Annotated in this window: 21 protein-coding genes and 2 pseudogenes; 11 read left to right on the forward strand and 12 right to left on the reverse strand. The window is 69.3% G+C overall.

Annotated features, from left to right (window positions below; genetic code table 11):
• The first annotated feature begins 196 nt into the window (after positions 1–196).
• Both ACIF83_RS41495 and ACIF83_RS41500 read left to right on the forward strand, forming a co-directional pair.
• Entirely contained in the window at positions 197–694 is a 498-nt protein-coding gene (locus ACIF83_RS41495; protein WP_393484857.1) for an aminoacyl-tRNA deacylase, read from the forward strand.
• 1 nt (position 695) lies between these two features.
• Positions 696–1,151, forward strand: coding sequence for a GNAT family N-acetyltransferase (locus ACIF83_RS41500; protein ID WP_399735276.1), 456 nt, complete (start codon positions 696–698; stop codon positions 1,149–1,151).
• Positions 1,152–1,244: 93 nt separating this feature from the next.
• Here ACIF83_RS41500 and ACIF83_RS41505 read toward each other — a convergent pair whose 3' ends face one another.
• On the reverse strand, positions 1,245–1,709 hold the full coding sequence (locus ACIF83_RS41505) for an SRPBCC family protein (RefSeq protein WP_399735279.1): 465 nt from the start codon (positions 1,707–1,709) through the stop codon (positions 1,245–1,247).
• A 46-nt stretch (positions 1,710–1,755) separates the two neighbouring features.
• Here ACIF83_RS41505 and ACIF83_RS41510 point away from each other — a divergent pair, with 46 nt between their 5' ends.
• A complete protein-coding gene (locus ACIF83_RS41510) occupies positions 1,756–2,364 on the forward strand; it encodes a TetR/AcrR family transcriptional regulator (RefSeq protein WP_393484860.1) in 609 nt (202 codons plus the stop codon).
• Between the two features lie 910 nt (positions 2,365–3,274).
• Here the strand turns inward: ACIF83_RS41510 and ACIF83_RS41515 are convergent.
• The 3 genes and pseudogenes from ACIF83_RS41515 to ACIF83_RS41525 all read right to left on the reverse strand — a co-directional run.
• The gene (locus ACIF83_RS41515) at positions 3,275–5,017 is read right to left on the reverse strand and encodes a carboxylesterase family protein (RefSeq protein ID WP_399735282.1); all 1,743 of its coding nucleotides are present in this window, start codon (positions 5,015–5,017) and stop codon (positions 3,275–3,277) included.
• 684 nt (positions 5,018–5,701) lie between these two features.
• Positions 5,702–6,862 carry an esterase-like activity of phytase family protein gene (locus ACIF83_RS41520; RefSeq protein WP_399735285.1) on the reverse strand — a complete coding sequence of 387 codons (1,161 nt, stop codon included), beginning with the start codon at positions 6,860–6,862 and terminating at the stop codon, positions 5,702–5,704.
• Between the two features lie 205 nt (positions 6,863–7,067).
• Positions 7,068–7,587 (reverse strand): annotated as a pseudogene (locus ACIF83_RS41525) (glutathione-dependent formaldehyde dehydrogenase); the annotation flags it as partial.
• Between the two features lie 71 nt (positions 7,588–7,658).
• Between ACIF83_RS41525 and ACIF83_RS41530 the strand changes: the two are divergent.
• Both ACIF83_RS41530 and ACIF83_RS41535 read left to right on the forward strand, forming a co-directional pair.
• The gene (locus ACIF83_RS41530) at positions 7,659–7,943 is read left to right on the forward strand and encodes a hypothetical protein (protein ID WP_399735288.1); all 285 of its coding nucleotides are present in this window, start codon (positions 7,659–7,661) and stop codon (positions 7,941–7,943) included.
• Positions 7,944–7,988: 45 nt separating this feature from the next.
• Positions 7,989–10,121, forward strand: a complete 2,133-nt coding sequence (locus ACIF83_RS41535) for a SpoIIE family protein phosphatase (protein WP_399735291.1) — start codon at positions 7,989–7,991, stop codon at positions 10,119–10,121.
• A gap of 206 nt (positions 10,122–10,327) precedes the next feature.
• Here the strand turns inward: ACIF83_RS41535 and ACIF83_RS41540 are convergent, their stop codons facing one another.
• The 3 genes from ACIF83_RS41540 to ACIF83_RS41550 all read right to left on the reverse strand — a co-directional run bounded on the left by ACIF83_RS41540 (position 10,328) and on the right by ACIF83_RS41550 (position 14,174).
• Positions 10,328–11,836: a M81 family metallopeptidase gene (locus ACIF83_RS41540; RefSeq protein ID WP_399735294.1), complete on the reverse strand. Its 1,509-nt coding sequence runs from the start codon at positions 11,834–11,836 to the stop codon at positions 10,328–10,330.
• Between the two features lie 326 nt (positions 11,837–12,162).
• A complete protein-coding gene (locus tag ACIF83_RS41545) occupies positions 12,163–13,377 on the reverse strand; it encodes a glycosyltransferase (RefSeq protein WP_399735296.1) in 1,215 nt (404 codons plus the stop codon).
• Positions 13,377–14,174, reverse strand: coding sequence for a MerR family transcriptional regulator (locus ACIF83_RS41550; RefSeq protein WP_399735299.1), 798 nt, complete (start codon positions 14,172–14,174; stop codon positions 13,377–13,379). The genes ACIF83_RS41545 and ACIF83_RS41550 overlap by 1 nt, the downstream gene beginning before the upstream one ends.
• A gap of 295 nt (positions 14,175–14,469) precedes the next feature.
• Here ACIF83_RS41550 and ACIF83_RS41555 point away from each other — a divergent pair, with 295 nt between their 5' ends.
• Complete coding sequence (locus tag ACIF83_RS41555) at positions 14,470–15,264, forward strand: YqjF family protein (RefSeq protein ID WP_399735302.1); 795 nt, start codon at positions 14,470–14,472, stop codon at positions 15,262–15,264.
• 283 nt (positions 15,265–15,547) lie between these two features.
• Here the strand turns inward: ACIF83_RS41555 and ACIF83_RS41560 are convergent, their stop codons facing one another.
• Positions 15,548–16,720: a site-2 protease family protein gene (locus ACIF83_RS41560; protein ID WP_399735305.1), complete on the reverse strand. Its 1,173-nt coding sequence runs from the start codon at positions 16,718–16,720 to the stop codon at positions 15,548–15,550.
• Positions 16,721–17,429: 709 nt separating this feature from the next.
• On the opposite strand from ACIF83_RS41560, the gene ACIF83_RS41565 reads away from it, so the two are divergent.
• The 3 genes from ACIF83_RS41565 (at position 17,430) to ACIF83_RS41575 (ending at position 20,432) form a co-directional block, all read left to right on the forward strand.
• Positions 17,430–18,653 carry a PP2C family protein-serine/threonine phosphatase gene (locus tag ACIF83_RS41565; RefSeq protein ID WP_399735308.1) on the forward strand — a complete coding sequence of 408 codons (1,224 nt, stop codon included), beginning with the start codon at positions 17,430–17,432 and terminating at the stop codon, positions 18,651–18,653.
• A gap of 401 nt (positions 18,654–19,054) precedes the next feature.
• Complete coding sequence (locus tag ACIF83_RS41570) at positions 19,055–19,225, forward strand: hypothetical protein (RefSeq protein WP_393484872.1); 171 nt, start codon at positions 19,055–19,057, stop codon at positions 19,223–19,225.
• A 691-nt stretch (positions 19,226–19,916) separates the two neighbouring features.
• Positions 19,917–20,432 (forward strand): MarR family winged helix-turn-helix transcriptional regulator, encoded by a 516-nt coding sequence (locus ACIF83_RS41575; RefSeq protein WP_399735311.1) that lies wholly within the window; start codon positions 19,917–19,919, stop codon positions 20,430–20,432.
• A 221-nt stretch (positions 20,433–20,653) separates the two neighbouring features.
• On the opposite strand, the pseudogene ACIF83_RS41580 reads toward ACIF83_RS41575, so the two are convergent.
• Together ACIF83_RS41580 and ACIF83_RS41585 are read right to left on the reverse strand one after the other, a co-directional pair.
• Positions 20,654–21,170 (reverse strand): annotated as a pseudogene (locus ACIF83_RS41580) (LLM class flavin-dependent oxidoreductase); the annotation flags it as partial.
• A 115-nt stretch (positions 21,171–21,285) separates the two neighbouring features.
• Positions 21,286–21,480: a hypothetical protein gene (locus tag ACIF83_RS41585; protein ID WP_399735314.1), complete on the reverse strand. Its 195-nt coding sequence runs from the start codon at positions 21,478–21,480 to the stop codon at positions 21,286–21,288.
• Between the two features lie 119 nt (positions 21,481–21,599).
• On the opposite strand from ACIF83_RS41585, the gene ACIF83_RS41590 reads away from it, so the two are divergent.
• Positions 21,600–22,106 carry a MarR family winged helix-turn-helix transcriptional regulator gene (locus ACIF83_RS41590; RefSeq protein WP_393484875.1) on the forward strand — a complete coding sequence of 169 codons (507 nt, stop codon included), beginning with the start codon at positions 21,600–21,602 and terminating at the stop codon, positions 22,104–22,106.
• A gap of 221 nt (positions 22,107–22,327) precedes the next feature.
• Here ACIF83_RS41590 and ACIF83_RS41595 read toward each other — a convergent pair whose 3' ends face one another.
• A complete protein-coding gene (locus tag ACIF83_RS41595) occupies positions 22,328–22,462 on the reverse strand; it encodes a hypothetical protein (RefSeq protein WP_399735317.1) in 135 nt (44 codons plus the stop codon).
• Between the two features lie 344 nt (positions 22,463–22,806).
• Here ACIF83_RS41595 and ACIF83_RS41600 point away from each other — a divergent pair, with 344 nt between their 5' ends.
• Positions 22,807–23,886: an alkene reductase gene (locus ACIF83_RS41600; RefSeq protein WP_399735342.1), complete on the forward strand. Its 1,080-nt coding sequence runs from the start codon at positions 22,807–22,809 to the stop codon at positions 23,884–23,886.
• A 349-nt stretch (positions 23,887–24,235) separates the two neighbouring features.
• Here ACIF83_RS41600 and ACIF83_RS41605 read toward each other — a convergent pair whose 3' ends face one another.
• The gene (locus ACIF83_RS41605; protein ID WP_399735320.1) at positions 24,236–25,060 is read right to left on the reverse strand and encodes a hypothetical protein; all 825 of its coding nucleotides are present in this window, start codon (positions 25,058–25,060) and stop codon (positions 24,236–24,238) included.
• Positions 25,061–25,129: the final 69 nt, after the last annotated feature.

The raw sequence follows: 25,129 nt of genomic DNA on the forward strand, positions 1-25,129 counted from the left end.
GTCGATGGCCGCGACGGTGCCGCGGACGCGGATCTTCTCGCGGTAGACGTCTGCCCTTGCCTTCGAGCCTGTTCTTGAAAGCGGCCGGGATACCCTCGAAGGCGATCTGCTCGGTGACGAGCGCAGCACACATGGTGCCGGCTTCTGCTCCACGCAAGGGGATCAACTCTCCTCCTTGCACGGTAGTCTCGACACGGTGAACGCTCCCACCCCCATTGGTCCGCCGGAGGTCCTCGCAGCGCTCGGCGTGCCCTTCCGACTGCGGGAACACCCTGACGTGGTCAGCCCCGTGGAGGTGTGCACTGCGTTGGGCGTTCCGCTGGAGCGGACCGTCAAGACGTTGGCGTTCGTCACCTCCGAGGACCGCCTGCTGCTGGCTGCGCTGCCCGGACATGCACGGCTGCGGTACAGCGCCCTCGCCCGAGCGGCCGGGATCCGCCGGGGCGACCTGTCCCCCGCCGACGCCGGGCGGCTGGCGCGGGCAGGGATGCAGCCGGGCGGGGTGTGCCCGGTGTCCGCGGACCGGGCTGCGGTGGTGGTGTTCGACGAGTCCGTCGGCAGCCTGGGACGTGTGCACTGCGGCAGCGGCCGGCCCGACAGCAGTATCGAGATCGAAGCGGCGAAGCTCATGGCCGCCGTTCCGGCAGCCATGACGGCATCGATCGCCGACCTCCCGGCGGACGAACCGGCGTGACATGACCATCCGCGACGCCACACCCTCGGACTCCGATGACATCTACCGTCTGCTCAGCGGCTTCGTGACGAGCTACGCGCCCGACCGAGCGGTCTTCGACGACGTCACGTTCCCCCGGATCATCGTGGCCGCCGCCGACGGCAGAGCCGAGTTCCTCGTCGCCGAGCAGGACTCGAGCGTGGTCGGGTACCTGCTCGGGCTGCGCATGCCCACCCTTTTCGCCGGCGGAACGATCCTCGAACTGCTGGAGCTCACCGTGGATGCGCCCGCGCGTGGGCGCGGTACGGGTTCCGCGCTGATCCGGGCCGCACAGGCAAGGGCCCGGGAGGCAGAGGACGTCGAGGTGACCGTGCCGACCCGCAGGGCGGCCGACTTCTATCGCGGTCTGGGGTTCCACGAGACCGCCGTTCATCTCAAGTGGTCCACTACGTGCTGGTCAACGACTCCTGGATCCTGACTGACAGTCAGCCGGTTCACATCGGGCTGCCCGGGCTGCTCCGCAGCGGGGCTCGGATGCTTGGTCGGGCGGAAATGTCGGGCTGCACCGTTGTCAGGAGCCGACGCTGGAGACGTGGCGGGCCAACTCGGTGGCCAGCCGTTGCATGACCGTGCGGTTGGCGCGCCGCATCGTGGCCCGGACGACAGGTGCCAGCAGACGGTCGGCGAGAGGGGCGCGCACCCAGGCGTATGTGAACGAGACGCGGCTCCCACCGGTTCGCAGCGGTTCGATCGTGTAGGTGCCGTGTGCCAGGCGCCGACCGGCCGCGCTGACGTTGCGTTCGACGATGCGCAGCGGCGCGTCGGCTTCGACGACCTCGATGATGACGTCGGTCTTCGTGCCGGCCAACGCGGCGGTGACCGTGGCACCCGATCCGACGCCGCGGCTGGGGCCGCTGTAGCGCCAGTGGGTCAGGTAGTGGCTGGTGAATCGCTCGTGGTGAGCCATGACATCGAGGAAGTCGTAGACCTGCTCGGGCGTCTGCGGTACGTCGACGGACACGGTGACAGACTGCATGTACCACAAGGTACATGCCCCATGTACCGATTGGTACACTCGCGACGTGGTGAATACGGATGACTCGCGCCCAGAGGGCGAGGCCGCGCATGGCACGGTCGGGGACCGGCGCGCACAGTTGGTGGACGCGGCCGTCGATCACGTCTCAGCACACGGCATCGCGGACCTGAGCCTGCGCCGCCTGGGCGCCGCGATCGGCGTCAGTCACCGCATGCTGATCCATTACTTCGGTTCAAAGGAACAGCTGCTCGTCGAGATCGTCAGGACTTCGGAGCGACGCCAGCGCGATCTGTTGTCCCGGCTCCAGCTGGAACCCGGTCTCTCACCCGCCGATGCCGCGCGGCGGCTGTGGCAGCAACTCACAGACCCTGGACTGGCCGGTCAGGAGCGGCTCTTCTTCGAGATCTGCGGCCAGGCACTACGGGGCCGCCCCGAGGCCGTCCCGGTCCTCGAAGGGCTCGTGACGGACTGGCTCGAGCCGCTGGCGGCCGCCGAGATGGCCACAGGGGCGGATCCTGGCACGGCCCACAACCGCGCCAGGCTGGGACTTGCCACCGTCCGCGGTCTGTTGCTCGACCTGCTCGCCACCGGGGACCGCGCCGGCGTCGACGCGGCGATGGAGGAGTTCCTCCGGCTGTACTACGGCTCGGAGTGACAGTGCCGCCGATCGGGACGAGCCGGTGCACCAGACGCGGCAGCCGGACATCCCCCGGGCCACCGAAGTCGACTGAATCAGCGAGGTCGCAGTGGATTTCGACCTCGACGGGGGCCTCGAGCGGGAGGACGCCAACTGCCACGTGCCCCGTTTGGGGGCCCATGAACGGCGGACCGCAGCTCTCGCCTGCGCCGCCTCATCGCCCATCGACACACTGCGGCAGTGTCAGCCATGGTTGATCGAACCGCGCCCTGGGCCGATATCGTCTCCAGCCTCACACCGAACCTTGCGGAGACAACGATGACGGACAGCGCCGGCCCACTGGGGTTGTGGTGCTCGCAGCCACTACCGGTGCGCCCGGAGCCGTGGCCCGACGTGCGGCCGCGCACCAGCCACGTCCGCCTCGAAGGGCCGCAGCTCGTCTCGGTCCAGCCGTGTGGGTGGTGGTGACAGCGCCATGAGACTGCCTATCGGGCGTCCGAGCCTGCGCCCCTACCAGAAGTACATGCAGCGTTCGGTGCTCACTCCTGATGGTCTGACCGCGCGCTTCCTGGGAACCAGTTCGCTGTTGCTCTCCGATGGGGACACCACACTGCTCTGTGACGGATTCGTCACCAGGCCCGGGTTGTTGCGCGTCCTGCTGAGCCGGATCACACCTGATCGGGCGCTGGTCAGGGACGCGATCGAGCGGTCGGACGCCCACTCACTCGCGGCGGTGTTCTGCGCGCACACTCACTACGACCACGCTCTCGACGCTCCGGTGTGGTGTCTGGAGACGGGTGCTGATCTCGTCGGTTCGGAGTCGACGGCCAACGTCGGACGCGGTGTGGGCGTGCCCGAATCATCGCTGAAGGTGGTCCGGGGCGGCGACGTGCTCACCTACGGCCACTTCGAGTTGACCTTCCTGGACTCAGTGCACAGCCCCGGCGACCACTACCCGGGCACGGTCGACCAACCACTGGTGCCGCCCGCCCGGGCGCGTACCTGGAAGACCGGCACGGCTTTCTCCGTGCACGTCTCCCACCCGCGGGGCAACGTGCTGCTGCACGCCAGCGCGAATCACCGGCCCGGAATGCTCGCCGACCACCAGGCTGACGTCGTCTACCTCGGCGTAGGGATTCTCGGTAGACAATCGCCCGAGTTCGTGCGCACATACTGGGACGAGGTCGTGGGCGCGACCGGAGCACGCCGGGTCGTCCTGGTGCACTGGGACGATTTCTTCACCAGTCTGGACCGACCGCTGCGGCCGATGCGCTACTTCGCCGACCGGTTCGACACGGCCATGGACCAACTGTTGCCTTTGGCCCGCCGGGACGGTGTCGATGTAGTGCTCCCGGCTGTCTGGAAGCCCACCGACCCGCTTGCCGGGCTGACCTGACCGGCGTACGGTCAGGCCCGTCCCACGGTCCTTCGCTGTGGGGCACAGCGCCGTCCCCCGGGTGCGCGTCGCGCCGCACGGCGGAACATGCGTTTCGCGCTTGTCTCCTCCCTCAGCCGACGTACCGGATGCGGGTAGTCGTTGTGGGCGCGTAGGGCGGCCAGCCGTACACCGAGCCGGTCGTGACGAATTCGGCGACCGCGGTGGCGAAAGTGCGTCCCAGGGCCCGCTCGACGTCTGTGGGCGTGCCCAGCATCGGCTGTGGGGGTAGGCGTCGAAGGTGTTGAAGAGGAAGGGCAGTTCGACGCAGTGGGTTGCGCCCAGGGCGTGTTCGTCCTCGGCCGGCTGGTAGCCGAACTGGTAGAGGTACGTCGCGTTGCCGCCGACCGCATGGTGGTCGGCGATCTGCAGTGAGCCGTTGCGGAACAGTTCACCGGTCTGCACCGCGGTGAAGATCTGCGCCGGAGTGGCCTGTGGAAGCCGGGCGGCATGCCGCTGGTAGACCTCGTGGGCCTGTTCGCCCATCTGGCCGGTCAGGATGTCCAGCGCGCCGACGGAGGTGAGGTGCTGGATGCGCGGGCCGAAGGCGAAGAAGGCCGTCGCCTCGTCCCGGGTGGTACCGATCAGCAGCGCCTTGTCCTCCAGGGCGCCGTCCGCGAGCGCCCGCTGCCAGGCGCATGGGAGACCGGGGCCGCCGAGCACCGGATACATCGGCGGGGCAGCGTTGCCCGGACGCGCGAGGAGCCCCGCGAGCCGGCCGTAGGCGGACAGCAGCTGTTCAACGGGCAGTGCGCGCAGTGCCTTTGCGGTGTCCGCTCCGGCCGGTACATCGAGCAGCCGCAGGTATGCCTCGGCGTTCTCGGCCGCGTTCTGCGGGTCCTGAGGCGGCAGGCCAAAGCGGCCGCTCTGCAGCAGCACCCGGGTGACGAGGCCCGTCGTCTGCGGATCGAGCGCCAGTGACAGGGCCGAGTATGCTCCGGCCGACTGCCCGCCGACCGTCACATTGCGCGGATCACCGCCGAACGAGGCGACGTTGTCCCGCACCCAGCGCAGCACGGCGGCCTGGTCCTGGGGGCCGAGGTTGGCGGCGCCGATCTCCGGCAGGTACAGGTAACCGAGCGGGCCCACCCGGTAGTTGGCGGTCACCACCACGATGTCGCCCAGTGCGGCCAGCTTGCCCCCGTCGTACCAGTCCGGCACGCGGGTCCCCATCACCTGTTCCAGCCGGGATGCCGCCTGCGGGACAGCCGGTCCGGCCTGCACCGCCTCCCTCACGCCGGTACATCGCGGGTACGGCTGTGGCGGCGCGAAACGCAGCTCATCGACCGGCGACGCGGCCGTATTCGCCTCTCTCGTCTCGGCTGCTCTGCGTCCCGGGAGCATCTATCTGAGCCAGAAGGAATACCTTGAGGCATGAATAGAGGACATGCAATCTAGGAATATGGAGAAATTGAGCCATTCTCTGAATGAAGAAGGCCGCCGAATCGCCGCCGCGATGCCGGCCTCCCCGCGCGTCTCGTCGCGCTCCTAGCGGCGCACGGTCGGCCGCGTCCCGGGCGTCTCGGAGTGCACCACGATGCGTCGCGCGGCACCGCTGTTCCACGACGGAACGCTGCGTGCCACAGCCGTGCGCAATCCCGTGTGGTCCGGTGTTCCCTCATGTGGTCCGCCGTCCCCGGCAACCACGTCGTGAGCGTCCGCGCCACGGACGAGGCGGAGAACACCCAGCCACTGACACCGTCCTGGAGTCAAGTCGGCTTCGCCAACAACCTCGTACAGCGCGTTCCGACGTTCTGCCCGGACACCGCCGAAGACGGGCACCCGCTTGCGCCCATTCGCCGGTCAGCGGGTGTGCCCGAGTGCGCGGAGCTTGCTGCGGCGCATGGGCCGAACGGGCTGTGGAGCCAAACCTCAGCCCGTTCGGGGCAGTTGCCGTTGCGGGTTGCCGTGACCGGCCTCTCAGCGGATGCCGAGTGCGACGATCTGGGTGACCTCGTCCTGGGCGAAGTTGTCATCACTGACCAGCAGCAGTGTTCGTTCGCCGCCCGGCAGGGTCGGACCCCAGGTCATGCCTTCTGTGTTGTCGACCGTGGACAAGCCCAGGTCGTGGAAGTCCGCGACCAGCTTCTTGCGCATCGGTACGATCTTCTGTCCGGCCAGGGAGTCCATGTTGTGCACCTCGGTCGCGCCTCGGGTGGTGGCGTCGTAGATGCGGATCTTGTAGCCCGCCCCTGCCACCCAGGTACGTTCGAGTACGAGGTAGCGGCTGGAGTCGTCGGGGAAGGCGAGGATCGAGGGCACGCCGGTGTCGGGGGGCCACGGGCTGGACGGGTCGGGCTCGGTGAAGATCTTCTCGAGGGGGTAGGCGAACTGCGAGAGCACGTCGCCCTTCCGGCTCTGCTGGGTGACGCGAATCAGCGCGCCGTGCTCCAGGTCGGGCTCCGGGCCGTCCTGGAGCAGCGGACCCTCGACAGCACTGGTGAGCACCCTGCTCCTGGCTCCGAAGGTGATCGCTTCCACAGCCTTGTTCCGCCGCGGGCCCCGATCGCCCAGGGTGACCTCGTAGTTGGGCGGCAGCGGCAGCTGGCCACGGTAGGCGCCGGAACGGGCGGCGAACTGGATCGACGGCTGGATCACCGGGCCACTCGATGACGCCGGCCGGTCACCCTCTTGCGCCCACCAGAACTCGCAGCTCAACGGGTCGACCCGCAGTTCTTCCGGGTCCACAGCCTTGCCGTCGCCGGCGCTCGGCGGCGGGTAGACCGAGCCGTCCGGCTGCAGGAACGGGTGGGTGCCGGTGAAGTCGACGGAGTGCACTCCGGCGCCGTCCACCTTGATCCTCGCGGTGTAGAAGCGGGCGGGCTGCAGGTACGAGCGGTCGTCGCTGATCAAGACGTATTCGCCGGTGCACGGATTGCGGTCGATGCCGGACAGCCCACCAACAGTCGTGTCCTGAAAGGAGAGTTTGTGCGGAACGATCTTCTCGCCCAGCAACCGAACCCGCACACCAAAGCCGGACCGTGTGACGGTGTCGTGCGACTGGGCAGCCACCGCGGGGGTCATGGTCGTCGCCAGCACCAGGGCTGCCGCACCTACGCGGCGGATCAAGGAGGATTTCATGTATTCGATCTTGGCCCGGCATGCACACCAAGCGCAGTCACCCATCCGGGTAATGCCGTCATGGAGCAGGGCGGGAGAGCAGTTTGCCCCACCACGACCTGCGGATGTCCGCTCTGCCGGTCCCCCGCTCCGGCCTCTGCACCTGCGGGCAGCTCTGGTCTGACGAATGCTGCCCCACTGACGACTTTTGACGAACCGTCAACGGCCGGGGCGTTGCCGCCTGCGCCATCCGTAGCTGGATCTGCTTGCCGAAGAGGATGGGCAGGGGCATCGCGGGTCGGCCGTGCCGCCGTACACGCCGCTGAGCGAGACCGTGCCGCCGCGCCGGACCAGATCGACGGCCATGTGATCGATGGCCATGGGTAGGGCTCCGAGGTGGTCGATGCCGAAACGTTCCGCGAGCGGCCCGCTGAGCCTGCGGGGCAGGAGCGCTGAGGCCGTCTGGGTGAGTTTGGCGGCGGCGCTGCCGTGGGCCTCGGTGCCGACGGCATCGATCACGGAGTCCGGACCCCGGCCGACGGTCGCGTCGCGGTTCGCGGTGACAAGCGCCCTCTCGTCGTCGAAGGCCCTGAGGTCGTACGTCCGCACGCCGCGCGGAGGCCGGCCCTGGCCAGCCGTTCGGGCACCAGGTCGACAACGAACACCCGCTCACCTGCAGTCCCGCTCGTAGCAACGCGAGCCGTCCTGAGCGCCGGCGGCGCGCCTGCCCTGGACACCGACTGGCCATGTCCTGCCTGGTGCCCAACCTGTGACACTCATACGCTGGTGGTGCTCGGGGCTACTGCGGAGGTCTGACATGCCCCGAACCAGCTGGTCCGGCAGGGAGCGGCCCGGTCTGCCGCGGGTACGGGAGGGCGTGCCGGTGCTGCCGGAGGCGCCGGAGCCGGAGCAGCCGGGACAGGTGCCCGCCCTGATGGCTGCTGCCCTGAACGCGAGCGCTGAGCAGGCGAAGGTCTCCCGCTGTGGGTCGGCCGAGGTGCATGAGCTGCCGAAGCCTACGAAGAAGGCGGCCGCGAAAAGGCAGCCTGCCAAAGAGGTCACTGCGAAAAGCCTGTCCGGCCGCCGTCCTCGCAGTGCCTAGCGAATTCCAGTACGACGACAATGGCAGGCTCGTGGAGCGAGGGCAATGAGCCGAGCGAATCAGCGTCCTGAGCAGGCGGATCGTCCGGAGGACGGGGCGTCGGGCCCGAGCGGTTTGATGGATCTGCTGGGTGTCGCCGCAGTGCTGCTGGAGGCGGACGGCCGGATCGACATGTGGAGTCCGCAGGCCGAGGAGCTGTTCGGCTACACCCGGAGCGAGGCGGTCGGGCAGTACGCGGCGCCGCTGCTCCTTCACCCCGAACACCGGGATGCGGCGATCGTGCAGTTCGCCGAGCTGATGGAGACCGGCCGGGGCTGGGCGGGTGCGTTCCCCGTCCGGCACAAGGACGGCAGCACGCGGGTGGTCGAATTCCGCAACATGCGGCTGACCGACAGCCTCGGCGACCACTACGCGCTGGGGCTGGCCACCGACCGGTCCACATTGCGGCAGGTGGAGCGCCAGGTGGCTCTGTCCACCCGATTGATCACTCAGGCCCCGATCGGGCTGGCCATCCTGGACACGGATCTGCGGTACGTGGTCGTCAACCCGGCCCTGGCGTCCATCCACGGCGTCTCCGAGGCCGACCACGTCGGCCGGAGTTTCCGGGAGGTCCTGCCCGGTCCGTCATTTCCGGATGCGGAGTTCGCGATGCGGAAGGTCCTGGAGACCGGCGTCCCCGTACTGGGGCGGCGGGTGGTGGGCCGTACTCCGGCCGACCCGGACCACGATCGTGCCTGGACGGTGTCATTGTACCGGCTGGAGGACCATCACGGTCAGGTTCTGGGCATCGCCAACGTGGTGGTGGACGTGACCGAGCGGTACCGGGCAGCCCGCAAGGCCGACCGGGCCCAGGAGCGCCTGCGCCTGGTGGCCAACGGCTCGGCCCGCATCGGCACCACCCTGGAGGTGGAGCGGACCGCACGGGAACTGGCTGACGTCGTGGTGCCCGACCTGGCCGACATGGTCGCGGTGGACCTCCTGGACTCCGTCCTGCAGACGGGCCGTACGGACGTCGGTGAGGGCCCGGCGTTGTTCCGCGCGCTGGCGGTGAAGACCGCCTACCCCACCGATGCCGCTGAGGGGATCGTCATGCCGGGCCGTCTCACGACCTACCATGCAGATCACCCGGCGGCCCATTGCATCCGGACCCGCCGCCCCCTTCTGATCACACACCTGCAAGGCGGTGACCTCACCCGGATCGCGGCGGACTCCGAGGCTGCCCGTCTGTTCGCCCAGGCCGGAATCCACACCGACATGGCAGTCCCGCTCATCGCCCGTGAACAGGTCATCGGTGTCATGGGCCTCGCTCGCGCCCGCAACCCTCTGCCGTTCGACGAGGACGACCTCACCCTCGCCTGCGAGCTGGCCTCGTGCGCCGCGCTGAGCATCGACAACGCCGTCCTGCACCAGCACATCCGCAGCGCCGCCGAGACACTTCAGCGCAGCCTGCTTCCGCAGCTCTCGCCCAGCCATCCCGGTCTTGAGGTCGCCGCCTTGTACCGGCCCGCTCAGACATTCAGCGAGGTCGGCGGCGACTGGTACGACGTCATCCCACTCGACAACGACCGGACCGCCCTCACCGTGGGCGACGTCATGGGCAGCGGTATCCCGGCCGCCACCGCCATGGGTCGCCTCCGCACGGCGACCTCGACCCTCGCCGATCTCGGCCTCGGTCCAGCCCGCATCCTCACCCATCTCGACAAGATCACCCGCAGTCTGGAGCCCTACTTCGCCACGTGCGTGTACGCGATCTACGACCCGCACCACTGCCGCTTGCGCGTGGCCTCCGCCGGTCATCTGCCTCCGGTCCTGGTGCGGTCCGGCAAGCCGCCCGAACTACTCGATCTGCCCACCGGCATCCCGCTGGGAGTCGGCGGCGTCCCCTTTGAGGACACCACCATCGAACTGAATCCCGGCGATCAACTCCTCCTGTACACCGACGGACTGGTAGAAACCCGCAACGACCCCATCGACGAACGACTGGAAGACCTCCTGCATCTGCTGGCACCGCCGTACCAATCCGCGGAGGAGACCTGCGAACGCCTCCTGCGACGGCTCCGAGATCCCTCTGGTCATGACGACGTCGCCCTCCTCTTCGCCCACGCAGAGCCCATGCCGGCTGCCTGCGGCTCAGGCCGTCGACCGCGCAGCGACAAGTCGGCCGGTTCGAGCGCCTAGAGGGCCGTGCCGGTCTCGAGCGGCGGTCCTCCGACCCTCGACCACCTGTCGGATTTCTTGCCCGATTCAGGGTGCGGCTGACTACAGCACGCGCAAGGCCTGGTCGGCATCACGTTCGCGTCTGGCCGGCGCGTGCAACACGGCCTCCTACCTGTACCGGGGCAGCGTCGGCCTCTCGGCGGTGGCACTCCCGGGCCCTCGTGATGTCACTCACCCGACCCGCCAAGCGGCCGGCTCGAGGGGGCGATGATCCGGGCCCTGAGGTCCGGCTCAGCCATCCGCGGGTCGAACGGGAACATCGGCCGGCGGATACGGTGGTGGCCGAGTCGCTGCAGGTCCTGGTCGACACCACCGGGAGTGAGTGCCATCTTCCAGTCCGCGGCCATGGCGAAGAGCTCCGGTTCCAGGTAGCCGATCTTCACGATGACGATGTCGGCCGTGCGCGGATTCAACTCAAGGTCGGTGAAGTCGTGTTCGTGGTGGTACGGCTTGCGCAGCCGGGTCAGGATCACATAGACGCTGCCGACACGCAGTACAACCTCCGTCCCTGCGTCCCGGTCGCCGTGGCGCACCGCATGCACCACGCCCGTGATGATGAGGGGCGCGGCGTGCCGGTCGTCGACCTCCGCGCCTGCGGTGACAGTGACCGTAGCGCCGACACCCGCACGCACGGCCGTGTCGACCGCGGCCGGCCCCGGCAGGGAGGCGTACAGCACCGTGGGGCCGGACGACCCCTGGAACTCCGGGCGGGCCAATACGTTTCGGAGGCTCCACGTCACGTCACCCGCTCCGCCCGCCGTCGGATTGTCGCCGGTGTCGCTGACGAAGTAGGGCCGCGCCGTGGAGGCGAGCGCCGTGTCGAGGCAGTCGTAGAGGGTGCCCGTGGGCGCGACGAAGGCGAAGTCGTGCCGGGCGTCCCAGAAAGCGCGGGCCAGACGCTCGGCTCCGACGGTGACGACACGCTCGTCGGGACCGGTGACAACCACGGCAGCCCGGTTGCGCGGCTCGTCCGCCCACGCGTAGCCGACCCAGATCGCCGCGTCCGTCACCCCTTCGGCCGTCTCTACCTCTTCGACGGCCGCATACAGGCTCTTGGCGGGCTCGATGCGCGTCGAGGTCTGCTCGCCGGCCAGCAGCACCGGCACCGGGATCCACGCCTTCACAGGACGAGGTCCGCCGCCCGCCAATTGGCCGACGAGGTTGCGGGCGGCGCGCTCCTTGGTCTCCATGGCGTCCTCGTGCGGGGCCATGCGGTAGCAGGTGATCAGGTCGGTCAGGTGGACCAGGGCGCGGGAGACGTTGCCGTGCAGGTCCATGGAGGTCGAGACGATAACCTCCGAGCCGACGGTTTCGCGGATACGGGCCAGCAGCTCCGCCTCCGCGTCCTCCATGCCCTCGACGGCCATGGCACCGTGGATGTCGTACCAGAGGCCGTCTATCGGCCCTAACTCCTCAAGCCTCGCAATGAGTTCACCGGACAGGTCGGCGTACGCGGATGCTGTCACCGTGCCGCCGGGCAGGGCTTTGCCCACCAGGACCCCGCGCCAGTCGGCGGCAGCGCGCAGGGGCCGTCCGGGCGCCAGGAACGGATAGCGACCGAGAACGTCGGCGCCGCGCTGCGGATGGAAGGCGGGCGCCTCGGTGCGGGCCGGGGAGAACGTGGACGACTCCACGCCCAGACCGGCAATGGCGATCACGGGACGGGGGGCTGACATGGCTCCTCCGCGAGCTGACGGGGTGGTGGCCGGGGGGCAGGGCGAGTGTCCGCCCTGACGCCCCGGTTGGTGTTCCCGGTCTGCGCGTTCCGCTACCCAAGTCGTAGGCCGCTGTCGGACCAGGAGGTGCGGGGAGGGCCTGAAGAACAGTGGCTGGTGCTGCAGGGGCCAGGACTGTACGGGGTACGCGTGTACCGTTTCGGGGCGGCCCGGCCGCGCAGGCACGACGGGACGCGGCGGTCAGGCGGATCGGCGACGGCGATGGCGATGGCGACGGCGAGGACATCGAGATGCCCACCGAGCTGGAGTCGTACATGATCGAAGTGTCATTCGCGGGTCAGCTGCTCAATGGCCTTGAGGGTCTGGCCTGTTCCGTCCTCGGTCGCCATGTGGTGTGCCGCTTTCGCGGCGGCTCGTGCGTATGTCTGCTGCTTCACGACCTGGTCGAGCGCGTCGGCCAGCCGTTCGGCGGTGAGGGATCGATAGGGGATCGGGGCGGGGGCGGCGCCGAGCGCGGCGAGTCGTCCCGCCCAGAACGGTTGGTCCGCCGTCACCGGTACCGTGACCGCGGGAACCCCGGCGCGCAGCGCGGCGGCCGAGGTGCCGGCTCCGGCGTGGTGGACCACGGCGGCCAGCCGAGGAAACAGCAGGGTGTGCGGCAGGTCCCCGACGGTGATGACGTCGTCGCCGTCGGCCGCGAGTCCGGCGCTGCCGGCCTGGAGGATGCCGCGCAGCCCGGTGCGGCGCAGGGCTCGTACGGCGACCTCGCTCAGCCGCTCGCCGTCCCCGGCCGCCATGCTCCCGAAGCCGATGAGGACGGGCCGAGGTCCGGCCCGCAGGAAGTCCTCCAGGTCCCCGGGCAGTCGTGCGGCCGGGTCGTGGTGGGGCCACCAGTTCCCGACGACCTTCAGGCCGGAGCGCCAGTCGGCGGGGCGTGGCACCAGTGCCGTGCTGAAGCCGTGCAGGATGGGCCAGTTCGCCTGTTCCTTACGTCGGCGTGTCGCGGTGGCGGAAGCCGGGGGCAGCTGGAGGCGGTGGCGCAGCTCGGCGACCGCCTGCTCGCAGACGCGGTCGGCCATGCGGAGAGCGAAGCGCCCGGTCGCGCGATTGACGGCGCGGCCCAGGGAGCGGGTGCTCATGACGGTGGCCGGGAAGTCACCGGTCGGTGCGGTGGGCTGGAGGTACACGCCGAGGCTCGGTATGCCTGTCGCCTCGGCGAGTTGCCAGCCGAGCGGGGCCGTGGTGGTCGACAGCAGGAGCAGGTCCGTGCCCTCGGACACCGCGTCAGCGAATCCCTGACCCAGTTCGGTGACGAACGCGGCCGCCGTACGCATCAGTTCGCGTCGCCCCGTCCCCTCGCCGCGCATCCGCGGGTCGGCGGGCAGGGCGCGGAACTGCAGCCCGGCGTCGCGCACAAGGGGCGCGAAGGCGTCCGTGGTTGCGAGGGCGACGTCATACCCGGCCCGGCGCAGTTCCGCGCCCAGGCCCGTGTAAGGCGCGACGTCACCACGCGATCCGGCCGCGGCGATCAGGATCCTCATCACTTCTCCTCGGAGTCGGTACGGCCGCCTGCGTGGCGGGCCGCGTTGGCGTGCGCCGCCTTGCGCAGGTAGGCGGCCAGACCCGGGCGTTGCTGCGACGGCGGTACGACCAGCGCGAAGGCGCGCGGATCGGCGACGAAGTCGTCCGCGATGCGCCGGTGCATGTCGGGCGGACAGGAGGTGAACCAGCGGGAGATGTGCAAGCGGTGTTCCTCGGCGAGGTCCCTGGCCCGCTGACCGTCGGCAGGCTCGCCCTCGTCGAAGGCCGCGAGCAGCTCCGCGCGCCAAGCGCCGGCCTCGCCCATGAGCTGCCGCCAGTCCTCCTTGGTGTGAGCGGCCGCGCGCGCCATCGACTCGCGCTGTCCCTCCGAGTCCGCCCACTTCAGCTCCGCATCGGTGGCGTAGCTCAGGTCGAAGGTGATCTCGCCGAAGACGTCGAAGCGTTCCTGTGGGGTCAGGGACACCCCGGTCCGCTGGACCTCGATGGCCCGTTCCGCCACCTCGGACAACTGCTGCAGCCTGGCGATCTCCTGACTCAACTGCCGCTGCCGGGCCGTCAGATACTCCAGGGCGTTCGCATCCGGATCGTTCAGTATCTCGGTGATCTCGTCGAGTGTGAAGCCGAGTTCGCGGTAGAAGAGGATCTGCTGGAGTCGGGCCAGGTCCGCGTCGCTGTACAGGCGGTAGCCGGTGCGGCTGCGGCCGCTGGGCGAGAGCAGCCCCGCCTTGTCGTAGTGATGCAGCGTACGCACCGTCACCCCGGCGAAGACAGAGACCTGTCCCACGGAGTAGCTCATCCACCTGTCCTTTCGTCGGCTCACAGCCTTGAGCCTGACGTAAGGGGAGGGTCAACTCGCTCCCGCCCTGCTTCTGGGAGTCCGTTCGCGGACACCCGGACGGCCGGCACACGCAAGCCCCGGCGCGTGCGTAAGGGCAAGTGCTGTACGGCGGCGGGGCGCGCCTCTGTGCTGAGCTCGGATGACGGCCGACCGGCACAGCACCCACCACTGACGACTCGGTGAACGACAGGGGCACGCCGGAACGGGGCGACGCCGTGGGCTGCCGTGCAGGGCGCTTCGGGATACTGGCCCGATGCCACAGCCCTCGCTCAGCGTGGAACCCGAACCGATAACCGTCGACCCGCCTCATTGCGCAGACCGCCCTCTGCTCACCCAGTCCTGGCTCGACCTCGCCTTCCTCCACTGGCCCGCCGACCCGGCAGACGTCGCGCCGCTCCTGCCGGCCGGCACCCGACCGGACACGCTCCACGGCATCACCTACATCGGACTCGTCGCCTTCCGGATGCACCGCGTCGGATGGTTCCGCCTCCCCGGCATCCCCTACCTCGGCTCCTTCCCCGAGACCAATGTGCGTCTGTACTCCGTGGACGCCCACGGCCGACGCGGCGTCGTCTTCCGCTCGCTCGACGCTTCTCGCCTGATCCCCGTCGCCATCGGACGAATCGCCTTCCGGCTTCCCTACGTCTGGTCGCGGATGAAGATCCACCAGCAGGGCACCACGATCACCTACACCAGCAGCCGTCGCCGACCCGGCCCACGCAACGTGTACAGCAGCCTCGCGATACAGGTCGGCGAACGGGTCGAGGCACCGACCGAACTCGAACACTTCCTCACCGCCCGCTGGGGCATGCACAGTGCCTTCTTCGGCCGCCCCTTGTACCTGCCCAACGCTCACCCTCGCTGGCCGCTCCACCGCGCCGAACTCCTCCACTGCGACGAAAACCTCGTCACCACGGCAGGCTTGCCCGCACCCGTAGGAGCACCCGCAAGCGTGCTCTACTCCCCTGGAGTCCCGGTCCGGTTCACGCGCCCGCCCCGCACACCGACCTGCGTCCCCACCCCCCGAACCCACCACCGGGCCACCTGAGAACTCATCTCAGGTGGCGGGTCTGCGATGGCAGACGCGTTTCAACGTCGCCGGCCACTCTCGCATGCATGTCGGCACCGATGGCACTCACCAGCTGCCGCAGCTCCTGCCCCTCACCCGCGGCGGACGAACTACGTGTGGGGCGGTGCTGGTTCGCGGCGGGAGCGAGGCGGCGGCATTCCTTGCGCCAGTGGTATCAGGGCCCCGGACACGATCAGTTCGACCGGCTCGACGGCCCCGAGGTCCTGACCTCCGCACCTGTGTGTGCTCGCCGGCCCGGCAGCTATGCAGCGATCCCTTGGCGGCCCGCTCCCCCACCATTCGCTGCTGTCCCATGGTTCTTGCACGTCGTGTGGCGCTGGAACAACCGTTGGATGTCGTGCGCGGTGACAATGCCGTGGAGGTGGGCGCCGTCCATGACCAGGACGGGCAGCCCGCCGCCGGCGCCGAGGCGTTCCAGGACCGCGGTCAGCAATTCGTCCGGTGCGGCGAGTGTGCACCGAGAGACGGGGGTCGCCAGGCGCCGTACAGGCAGCGCCTGTTGCTGCCCGGGTGGCACGGCCATCAGCCGGCGCAGCTGCACAACACCGCTGGGGCGGCCTTCGAAGTCCAGCAGCGGCAGGACCGAATGCCGTGTCCGGGCGGCCACGTCGGAGAGGAAGCGGTCCACGGTCAGCCAGTCGGGCCCGGTGACCACCGGGCTGGTCATGGCCTCCGCGACCCGTACCCCGCGCAGAGCCAGCGCCAGCTGGGCCCACCGCCGTTCGGCTGCTGCGGCGGTGGCCACGAACAGGGCCACGATCATCAGCCACAGCCCGCCCGTCACCCCCCTGGCGAGCGTCAGCCACCCCACCACGGCCAGGGCGATGCCGATGATCTGTCCGCTGCGCCCGGCCGCCCGCTGGGCCCGTTCGCGGTCGCCGGTACGCCACCACAGCGCGGCCTGGAGCACCCGCCCCCCGTCCAGCGGTGCGGCGGGCAGCAGATTGAAGACGCCGAGCAGCACATTGGTGGCGCCGAGCCAGCCCAGTACGGCAACAGGGAGTCGCCAGCCGAGCGTCGTGTGCACGCCGGCTGCGGCTCCGATGGCGGCCCCGCCGAGCAACAGGCTGGCGAGCGGTCCGCTGACGGCGACAGCGAATGCCGTCCGTGCCGTCGTCGGCCGATCCATCCGGGTCATCCCGCCGAGCGCCCACAGCGTCATGTCCCGCACCGGTACCCCCGCCCGGCGGGCCATCAGGGCGTGTGCTCCCTCATGCACCACCAGGCTCACGAGCAGCAGAAGTGCGCCGACGACCCCGGCCGTCGCGTACGCGACCGACGCCAGACCAGGGGTGTACGCAGGCAGCGTCCGGTCGGCCAGACCGTACGCGAAGAGCAGCATGGTCAACGGCACGCTCCAGTGCGCCCGCACTGCCACCCCCCACACACTCCCGATCCTGATCGAACCCCTCATCGCCCTCACCACCGACCGGGCGGGGCACGCGACCCGACGGCCGTGGTCCGCCCCTTCCATGGTCCGTCCGACACCCCTCCAAACGGAAACGATCTCCGCCGGTGCGGGCAGCCCCGTCCGCGTGGGGAAGGGAGCCCGGGACGAATGCGGCGGAAACCTTCCGGGACAGCTCCTTGTTTCCCGGCGAAGGAGTCGCAGCGGAAGGACGAGGGGGCCTGAAGCCATCGGGTCGCGAACAAGGCGTAGCCCAGCGATGGCACGGGCCCGTTCGGTGGATCCGATACTGCGGGCGTGTACCGGCCGAATGCACGCACTGGTTGTCTCCCCTGCTCGTTCCCCGCCCCTCTCGGCCCAGGGCTGCCCGGTGCTCAACGCTTAGGGGCATCAGCTGCGGGCTTCCCTCCTGTGAGGGAGCGCCCGTCATGGCGAACACGCCAGGGTGGTGCAGCGGACCGTGATCGGCCCGCAGGGTGTGAGTGCGTGTCCCCGTCCTGGGCCCGCTGGTCGAAGCTGCCGGGTTCCGACGCGCCTCGGCCGCGTTGGTTCTCCTGCCCACGTCGGCCGTACCGATGGGGCTGTCGCACGGCCGCGGCCCGCTCGGGCCGACATGCCGCGCATGGCGTAATGAGCCGCACACGTGGCTTCCCAGGTCACTTTGTGCGGAGGCGATGACCGGCGTGGGTAGCAGCGAGGAGGTGCGAACCGGGTCATGGGCGAGGAGAGCCTGGACCGCGCGGAAGGTTTCGGCGAGCGGCTGCTCGGCCTGCTGCTGGACAAGGCGCGGCTGATGCCGCCGCAGATGATCGCCCCGCTGATCGCGGAGGAGGTGGCCAGAATCGGCGGCCGAGACGTCTCCATCCTGCTCCAGGACTATGCGCAGGAGGTGCTGGTGCCGCTTCCGGGCGGGAAGCTGCACGTGGGCCAGCCCGAGCCGATGGCCGACTCCCCGGCGGGCAAGGCCTTCCTGCGGGCGGACGTCGTCGAGGTGCCACAGGCCGAGGGCGTCCGCATGTATCTGCCCCTGCTGGACGGGAGCGATCAGGTGGGTGTGATGGCCTTGACCCTGGACGCTGTCAGCAACGACGACCGGCGCCTGCTGCGCCGGCTCGCCGCGCTGGTCGCCGACATGCTGGTCACCAAGAACGCCTACACCGACCAGTTCTTCCAGGCCCGGCGCCGGGAGCCGATGAGCGTGTCCGCCGAGATCCAGTGGAGCCTGCTGCCGCCGCTGGCCATGTCCGTGCCGCAGGTTGAGGTGGCGGGCATACTGGAACCCGCCTACCGCGTCGCCGGCGACAGCTTCGACTACGCCCTCAACGACAACATCCTGCACGTGGCTGTCATCGACGCCATGGGTCACGGTCTGGACGCCGCCACGATGGCGACCGTGGCCATCGGCGCCTACCGTCACGCCCGACGCGTGTTGGTCAGCCTGTCCGAGAAGTACGCCTACATGGACGACGCCATCTCCCGGCAGTTCGGCCCCGACCACTTCGTCACGGCGCAGCTGATGCACGTGAACATCGCCACCGGCGAGATGGAACTGGTCAACGCGGGCCACCCCGCGCCGCTGCTGATCCGCAACGGCCGGGTCGAGCAGCAGCTGGACAGCGCGACGACACTGCCCGTCGGCTTCGGCGGTGAAGAGCCCCGGATCAGACAACACACGCTCCAGCGGGGCGACCGGGTGCTGTGCTACACCGACGGCATCATCGAGGAGCGTGTCGCCGACGGCGAGACGTTCGGCGAGGAACGCCTCATCGACTGCGTCAACCGTCTGGGGGCGGAACCGAAGGAGAAAGTGCGGGCGGATCTGCGCCGACTCTCCCACACGTTGAAAATGGAACGAAGCGGGCGTACCAGCGACGACGCCACCCTGTTCATGATCGAGTGGCTCGGCGGCGCCGCCGACCACCTCACGACCCTCGACTGAACGCCTCGACGCCGACCTGAGAGTCAGCGCCCCAGGGCCTCCGGCGGGTATACACCGCGGGGAGGAACCGGCCGTAGGCCTCCCGCTCGAAGCAGGCCCCGGCTTCCGGCGTCGACATAACCGCCGCTCCCTGTCATGTGCAGGGATCCGCGATTCTTCAGTTACGGCCGGTGCGCGGCCGGAGCGTCCACCCTCAACGGGCTGAAGCACGCGGCCAGGGCCAGGCGATTGGCCCCCGCGGGCCCGCCTTCCCGGGATCGGCGGGCCGGTGTCCCGGAGGGCACCGACGCGGGGTAAACGGAACCTACGCTTCCGATGGCTGAAACGGAAGACCCTTTCTCTCTTGACCCTCGACATGCACAGACGCACCCTGAGTCCCACGCGCCGCAAGGGAGCACAGCATGAGCCGAGCCACCGCGACAGTCCGCGTCGTCGAGTACTGGACGGACAAGGACACCCACGTGATCTTTCCCGTCGCACGAAGCGAAGAAGTCGACCGCATGAGCGACGAGCAGCTGATCTCCAAGTACGGGGACCCGGAGCACGGGGCGGTCGCACGTATTGTCCGGTAAGTCACTTAAGGGCGTTAAGAGAGCTGAATGAAGCCCAGCGAGTGACACACCCCGAGGACGACGAGATCCCGCCGGGGTATAGGCCTCACCACCCCGCGACTCCCTGTCCGGGGAACGACCGCAGCCCCGCCCCGCGGATCCCGGACCCCGCGTGCCCGGTTCCGGTCGCGAGCGGGGCCGCGAGCCAGGGCGGCGTTGCACCGCAGCACACCACCCGCACGGGCAACTCCAGTTGCCCCACACCGTCCCCGCCCGCGGCGCCACCGCGTCCCGGTGTGCGCAGCACAGGATCTCCGTGAACAGCATCGCGTTGAGGTCGTATGCCGTGTAGTTGGCCAGTTCGATCGCCTCGGCCTAGGTGACGAACCGGATCACCACGACGAAGGGGTCGAAGATCTCCTCGCGGGGGCGCCGGGCCTTCTGGTCCTTGCCGGTGCCCACCGTGGGGGCCTGGCCCGAGTTGGTGAACACCGCGCGGATCGATCACTCGACGGCGTTGTCGAGATACAGGTCTTCGCCGGCGCCGCCCCTCTCTTCATGCCCTGACCGCCTGGTGTGTGCTTCCGGCCCGGCGGCCGGCCGGAGGCAAGCCATTTACTGTCCGAACAAGTGAACCCAACAAATCCTACATAACCGTCAGCGCTGTACCCTTTACTTGTTCAAGCAACTGCACAGGCCACCCGAGGAACCCATGAGCCAGCCGGAGAGCACGGACGCCCGTCGGTCGACGACAACCGACAGCACGGGGCTGGCGGACTTGCCGGACTCCGTTGCGGCCGGCGCCATCAATCACGCCATCCTCCGCGTGGCCCGCCTGCACCGCATGCTCGCCGGCCAGCTACTTCGCCGGGTCGGCCTCCACCCCAGCCAGGAACTGGTCATGATGCAGTTGTGGGATCGCGGACCCCAACGACAGACCGACCTGGTCCGCCTGCTCGGCTCCGACGCCGCCACCATGACGCGCACCATCCGGCGCCTGGAGAACGCGGGCTTCGTCCGCCGTCAGCCCTCCCCCACCGACAAGCGGGTCACCATCGTCGAGCCCACTGCGGCCAGCAACGCCCTACGCGACGAGGTGGAGCAGGTCTGGATGGACCTCGAACGCAGCGTCGCCGAAGACATGACGCCGACCCAGCAGGCCGAGGCCATCGAAGTTCTGGGCCGAATCGAGGAGAGCCTCGCCCGCGCCACCTCGCAGGACACCTGAGCGGTCGCGGTCAGGCGCCTCCTGCGGCAGTACGCGAGGTTCCCGAGGACGCGCCGTCAGACCGACGCGAAGCCGAAGAGGACCGGCACCGCCGACACCGCGACCGGGATCATCGGGAACGCGGCCCCCTTCCCGCCCTTGACGCGCAGACGCGCGCCGACCGCTCCGACGAAGAAGAGCACGACCCCGACGGCGGCAGCGACACCGAGGGGCCGATAGGCGATGCCGTCCAGCGGCCTGGGGACCGAGGTGAAGGACTGCAGCAAAGTACGGAAGGTCCCCTTTCCAGTCGACGTACTCCTCGCGCCACAACTGGTGCAGCAGCGCATAGTTCTCGATGGCGAGCGGGATGCCGAGGCGGACGTCCTTGCCGAACCAGGGGTAGACCGGGCCGGTGTTGCCGCGGCCCAGCATCAGGTCGAGGCGGCCGTCGGCGAGGTGCTGGAGGACCGCGTAGTCCTCGGCGACCTTGACCGGGTCGTTGGTGGTGATCGGCGTCGTCGACGTGGACAGGATGATCCGACTGGTCTTCGCGGCTATGCGGGACAGCAGGGTGGTCGGCGAGGAGGAGACGAACGGCGGGTTGTGGTGCTCGCCGGTCGCGAAGACGTCGAGTCCGACCTCTTCGACCTTGACCGCGATCGCGACCATCGCCTTCAGCCACTCCCGCTCGGTCGGCGGCCTGCCGGTTGCCCCGGCGGGGACCGCCCATGGCCGCGATCGGCTCCCAGAAGGCACCGGCACCCAGACACAACTGGAGGCGCCCGCCCGCCCGACAGCAGGTCGCCGGCGGCGGCCTCGGCCAGCATCGCCGGCGGCCTCAGCGACAGGTTGGCCACCGTGGGGACGAAGGTCACCCGTGTTCGGTACGGGCCGCGAGGAACGCCATCAAGGTCCACGTGTCGTGGAACGCCTGCTGATAGGGGTGATCCTGAATGGTGACGAGGTCGAGGCCGGCGCGGTCCGCCTGCAGGGTGTACCGCAGGGGCTGATCCCCCTCTCCCCACACCGGATCGACGTGCGCACCAAAGAGCACAGGCAGGGTCATGGGTTCACTCCACTGGCCAGGGCTTGTCGCCACGCAGCACTCTATTGGCCGACCAATTAGTATGAGTGAGATGATTTCAGGCAAGCAACTCGCTCTGCCCTGCAGGAGGAACAGCAACCATGCCGCCGGCGTCCGAATCGGTCCAGGGCAAAGACGAGGCGGTACCGACCGTCGCCGACGCTCCGATGAGCGAGGCCATCTTCCGCGCCGCCCGGGTACACCGGATCATGGCGGGCAATCTGCTGCGAGCGACCGGCCTGTACCCCGGGCAGGAGCTGCTGATGATGCAGCTGTGGGAACAGGGCGAACAACGGCAGGCCGATCTGATCAAGACGCTGGGCCTCGATCCCTCCACCGTCACCAAGATGCTGCAGCGCCTGGAGCAGTCCGGGTTCGTCACCCGTAGCCCCTCCCCCATCGACCGCCGGGCCGTCGTCGTGAACGCCACCCGCGCCGGCCAGGCGCTGCGTGACCGGGTCCTGCAGGCCTGGCGCGACCTGGAGTCGATCACCGCCGCCGGGTTCTCGGCCGAGGAGCACGAACAGGCCATGCGGGTGCTGACCCGGATCGAGGCAAACCTCACCGCGACGTCCTCCGACGCCGACGATTCCTCGGTCCTCTGCTGATCGCCTGGCCGGCCCATTCGCCCGGATAACTGCGCAGGAGCGGTTGACCCAGGTCGACGCCCCGACGCACGGGCGTCTTCCCGTCACGAACGCAGCCCTTCCGTCAGAAGCCGCTGCCGTACGCTCACTTGCCGAATCCCGCGGTCGCGCTCGCTGGTCAGCCAGCACACCACAGATCCCTTGTAGACAACGCGAGCCGCCTGGGAGAAACGCCTACTTGGTCACCCGTTGTCCCGTACCGCCATCGGCGGGGTGGCTCCGGCGTGCGCGGCAACGCGGTCGAGCACGTACTGCAGCGTGAGGCAGCCGAGGCCCCACGCGACCAGGGTCAGCGTGGCGCGAAGGCGCAGCGCCATCTTCGGCGGCCGACGACATCGGCTGCGCGGACCGGCCCCACTTCGCCCGGTGTTCACCCGCACCTACGGTGCCACCTCGGATGCCGACCAACAGATCTGCCATCAGATCCCATCCCATGGTCGACCAACTAGTGAGCGGCCCGTCATCAATTGCTGAGCTTCACACCGAAAACCCTTGCTGCTTACGCCCAGCCCCATCCTCATGTGATCGGGATCACATGCGCGCCAGGATGAGATTCCGAGGTTTACTTGTTCGGACAGTAAATAGCTCGGGTGCTGTACGCGCCCGGGTCTGTCGACAAGGGGTCGCCCTCGACGCGACCCATGTTTCGCGAGCAAGGATGATGATCGTGTCGAAGGCGTTCGAAGCGACCGAGCTGGGCGGCCAGCGTCTGGCGAACCGCATCGTGATGGCACCGATGACCCGCAGCCGCGCCTACGGCCCCGGCCAGTCGGCGACCGAACTGATGGCCGAGTACTACGCCCAGCGCGCGAGCGCCGGCCTGATCATCACGGAAGGCACCCAGCCCTCGGTGATCGGCCAGGGCTACCCCGACACCCCGGGCATCCACTCCGAGGAGCAGATCACCGCCTGGCGCAAGGTCACCGACGCCGTCCACGCCAAGGGCGGCGTGATCTACCTGCAGCTCATGCACACCGGCCGCGTCGGACACCCTTCCCTGATGGGCCTCACCCCCGTCGGCCCCTCCCCCGTCAAGGCCAAGGGCCAGGTCTACACCCACACCGGCCCTCAGGACTTCGTCACCCCGCAGGAACTCACCGAGGACGAGATCCAGGCCACGATCGCCGACTACGCCACGGCCGCCCGTAATGCGGTGGAGGCCGGCTTCGACGGCGTGGAACTCCACGGCGCCAACGGCTACCTCATCCACCAGTTCCTCGCCCCCAACTCCAACACCCGCACCGACGCGTGGGGCGGCGCCCCCGAGAACCGCATCCGCTTCGCGGTGGAGACCGCCAAAGCCGTCGCCGAGGCGATCGGAGCCGACAAGACGGGCTTCCGTATCTCCCCCGCCAATCCCTACAACGACATCGCCGAAACCGACCGCACCGACGTCGACGCCACCTACACCGCCCTCGTCGACGCCCTCGCCCCCCTCGGCCTGGCCTACCTCCACCAGATGGAAGCCCCCGAAGTCCGCGACCTCACCCTGCGCCTGCGCAAGGCCTGGCCCACCACCTTCATCCTCAACCCCTTCACCGGCATGGAACCCACCGGTCCCGAGGAACTGAAGCTGATCGACGACGGCACCGCCGACCTCATCGCCTACGGCGGCCTCTTCCTCGCCAACCCCGACCTCCCCACCCGCCTCAAGCAGGGCGGCCCCTTCAACACCCCGGACCGCGCCACCTCCTTCGGCGGCGACCACACCGGCTACACCGACTACCCCACCCTCGACTGACACCCGGCCGGAAACGACGACTGGCACACCGCGACGCCCAACGGCCTACGGCCCGGGGCGTCGCGGCGTCCTTCGGAACGGGAAGAGGTGACTGGGCGGTTGTGTCGGCGCTTGTCGGCCCGGTGTGGGACAAGACCCGTCGCCCAGGGGTGGAGGCGCGGGCAGGTGCCGGGTGCTGCGTGACATTCGCTCGTCATACATGCGCGGGACAGCGTCTGCGTAGCCGGCTGGGTGCCTGGCAGCAGTGAGGTACAGGCATCACATCCGGCTCATCCGGTGGCGTTCACCGGCGAACGGGCTCCCGTCCGCGGACAGCGCGCACCAGGCCCGTTCGGCCTCCTGCACCGGCTCACCAGTCATCCCCCTTGTCCCGATCATCCCGACCACGACGACGCTCGTCGATCACCCAGAAGCTGGCCAAGGTGCCGGGGGCGGGGGGTGTCACGGGCACGCCGAAGGCTTCGTCATGGGGCCCAACCACGGCGACGGGAGCACCGCTGTCGCAGACGGGCCCGTCGAACACCTCGACGGCACGACGGCTGTCGTTGCGGACGTTCAAGGACGTGGCGTCGTTCAGGAGGACCACGGCGATGCAGTCACCCGGGTGGCTGCTGTACGTCCGCTCGTTGATCTGGATCCGGCCTTCCTCCTCCCTCTCCTCGTGGCCCCTGTTGCCCTCGTTGTTACGGCGCACGTTACCCACGTTGCCGGAAATCCCCCCGACACCGATGACGCCCTCATTGCCCTTTCCGGCACTGGTCCCGCCAACGACGCCGGTGCCACCGATGACACCGGTGCCACCAATGACGCCAGTGCCACCGATAACGCCGTTGCCACCAACGTTGCCGCCGCCAGTGCCGGTGCCGGTGCCACCGCCGGTGCCGGGAGCGCCGCCGGTACCGGGAGCCCCGCCAGTGCCGGTGTCGGGCCCGGGAACGCCGCCGGCACCAGTGTCGGTGTCGGCGCCCGTGCCCGTGCCCGTGCCGAGGAAAGAATCGCCGGTGGCATTCGGTTGCGGGGCCGCCGGCGCATGGGCGATCGAAGCGTGGGCGCCTGGCGCGTGGGCTGCCGGCGCATGGGCTGTCGGCCCGGAGTAGGCCGAGGCGTAGGTGATGCCGCCCGCGGCCAGGGCCACGGCGGCCGCGGTGACAGCGGTGGACCGGGTCTTGCGCATGCAACTTCTCCTGTCTGAGAAGGGTCGGCCGGGGCAGTCGGCACGGGACTCAACGCACTCACTATCTCC

It is taken from the genome of Streptomyces sp. NPDC085866 (genome assembly GCF_044541035.1).
Taxonomy (GTDB): domain Bacteria; phylum Actinomycetota; class Actinomycetes; order Streptomycetales; family Streptomycetaceae; genus Streptomyces.

Bases quoted from the DNA above. Each gene is read 5' to 3' on its own strand.
- ACIF83_RS41500 (WP_399735276.1), top strand. From the start codon at position 696: ATGACCATCCGCGACGCCACACCCTCGGACTCCGATGACATCTACCGT.
- ACIF83_RS41505 (WP_399735279.1), bottom strand. From the start codon at position 1,709: ATGCAGTCTGTCACCGTGTCCGTCGACGTACCGCAGACGCCCGAGCAG.
- ACIF83_RS41520 (WP_399735285.1), bottom strand. From the start codon at position 6,862: ATGAAATCCTCCTTGATCCGCCGCGTAGGTGCGGCAGCCCTGGTGCTG.
- ACIF83_RS41530 (WP_399735288.1), top strand. From the start codon at position 7,659: ATGCCCCGAACCAGCTGGTCCGGCAGGGAGCGGCCCGGTCTGCCGCGG.
- ACIF83_RS41535 (WP_399735291.1), top strand. From the start codon at position 7,989: ATGAGCCGAGCGAATCAGCGTCCTGAGCAGGCGGATCGTCCGGAGGAC.
- ACIF83_RS41540 (WP_399735294.1), bottom strand. From the start codon at position 11,836: ATGTCAGCCCCCCGTCCCGTGATCGCCATTGCCGGTCTGGGCGTGGAG.
- ACIF83_RS41545 (WP_399735296.1), bottom strand. From the start codon at position 13,377: ATGAGGATCCTGATCGCCGCGGCCGGATCGCGTGGTGACGTCGCGCCT.
- ACIF83_RS41550 (WP_399735299.1), bottom strand. From the start codon at position 14,174: ATGAGCTACTCCGTGGGACAGGTCTCTGTCTTCGCCGGGGTGACGGTG.
- ACIF83_RS41555 (WP_399735302.1), top strand. From the start codon at position 14,470: ATGCCACAGCCCTCGCTCAGCGTGGAACCCGAACCGATAACCGTCGAC.
- ACIF83_RS41560 (WP_399735305.1), bottom strand. From the start codon at position 16,720: ATGAGGGGTTCGATCAGGATCGGGAGTGTGTGGGGGGTGGCAGTGCGG.
- ACIF83_RS41565 (WP_399735308.1), top strand. From the start codon at position 17,430: ATGGGCGAGGAGAGCCTGGACCGCGCGGAAGGTTTCGGCGAGCGGCTG.
- ACIF83_RS41570 (WP_393484872.1), top strand. From the start codon at position 19,055: ATGAGCCGAGCCACCGCGACAGTCCGCGTCGTCGAGTACTGGACGGAC.
- ACIF83_RS41575 (WP_399735311.1), top strand. From the start codon at position 19,917: ATGAGCCAGCCGGAGAGCACGGACGCCCGTCGGTCGACGACAACCGAC.
- ACIF83_RS41585 (WP_399735314.1), bottom strand. From the start codon at position 21,480: ATGACCCTGCCTGTGCTCTTTGGTGCGCACGTCGATCCGGTGTGGGGA.
- ACIF83_RS41590 (WP_393484875.1), top strand. From the start codon at position 21,600: ATGCCGCCGGCGTCCGAATCGGTCCAGGGCAAAGACGAGGCGGTACCG.
- ACIF83_RS41595 (WP_399735317.1), bottom strand. From the start codon at position 22,462: ATGGCGCTGCGCCTTCGCGCCACGCTGACCCTGGTCGCGTGGGGCCTC.
- ACIF83_RS41600 (WP_399735342.1), top strand. From the start codon at position 22,807: ATGATCGTGTCGAAGGCGTTCGAAGCGACCGAGCTGGGCGGCCAGCGT.
- ACIF83_RS41605 (WP_399735320.1), bottom strand. From the start codon at position 25,060: ATGCGCAAGACCCGGTCCACCGCTGTCACCGCGGCCGCCGTGGCCCTG.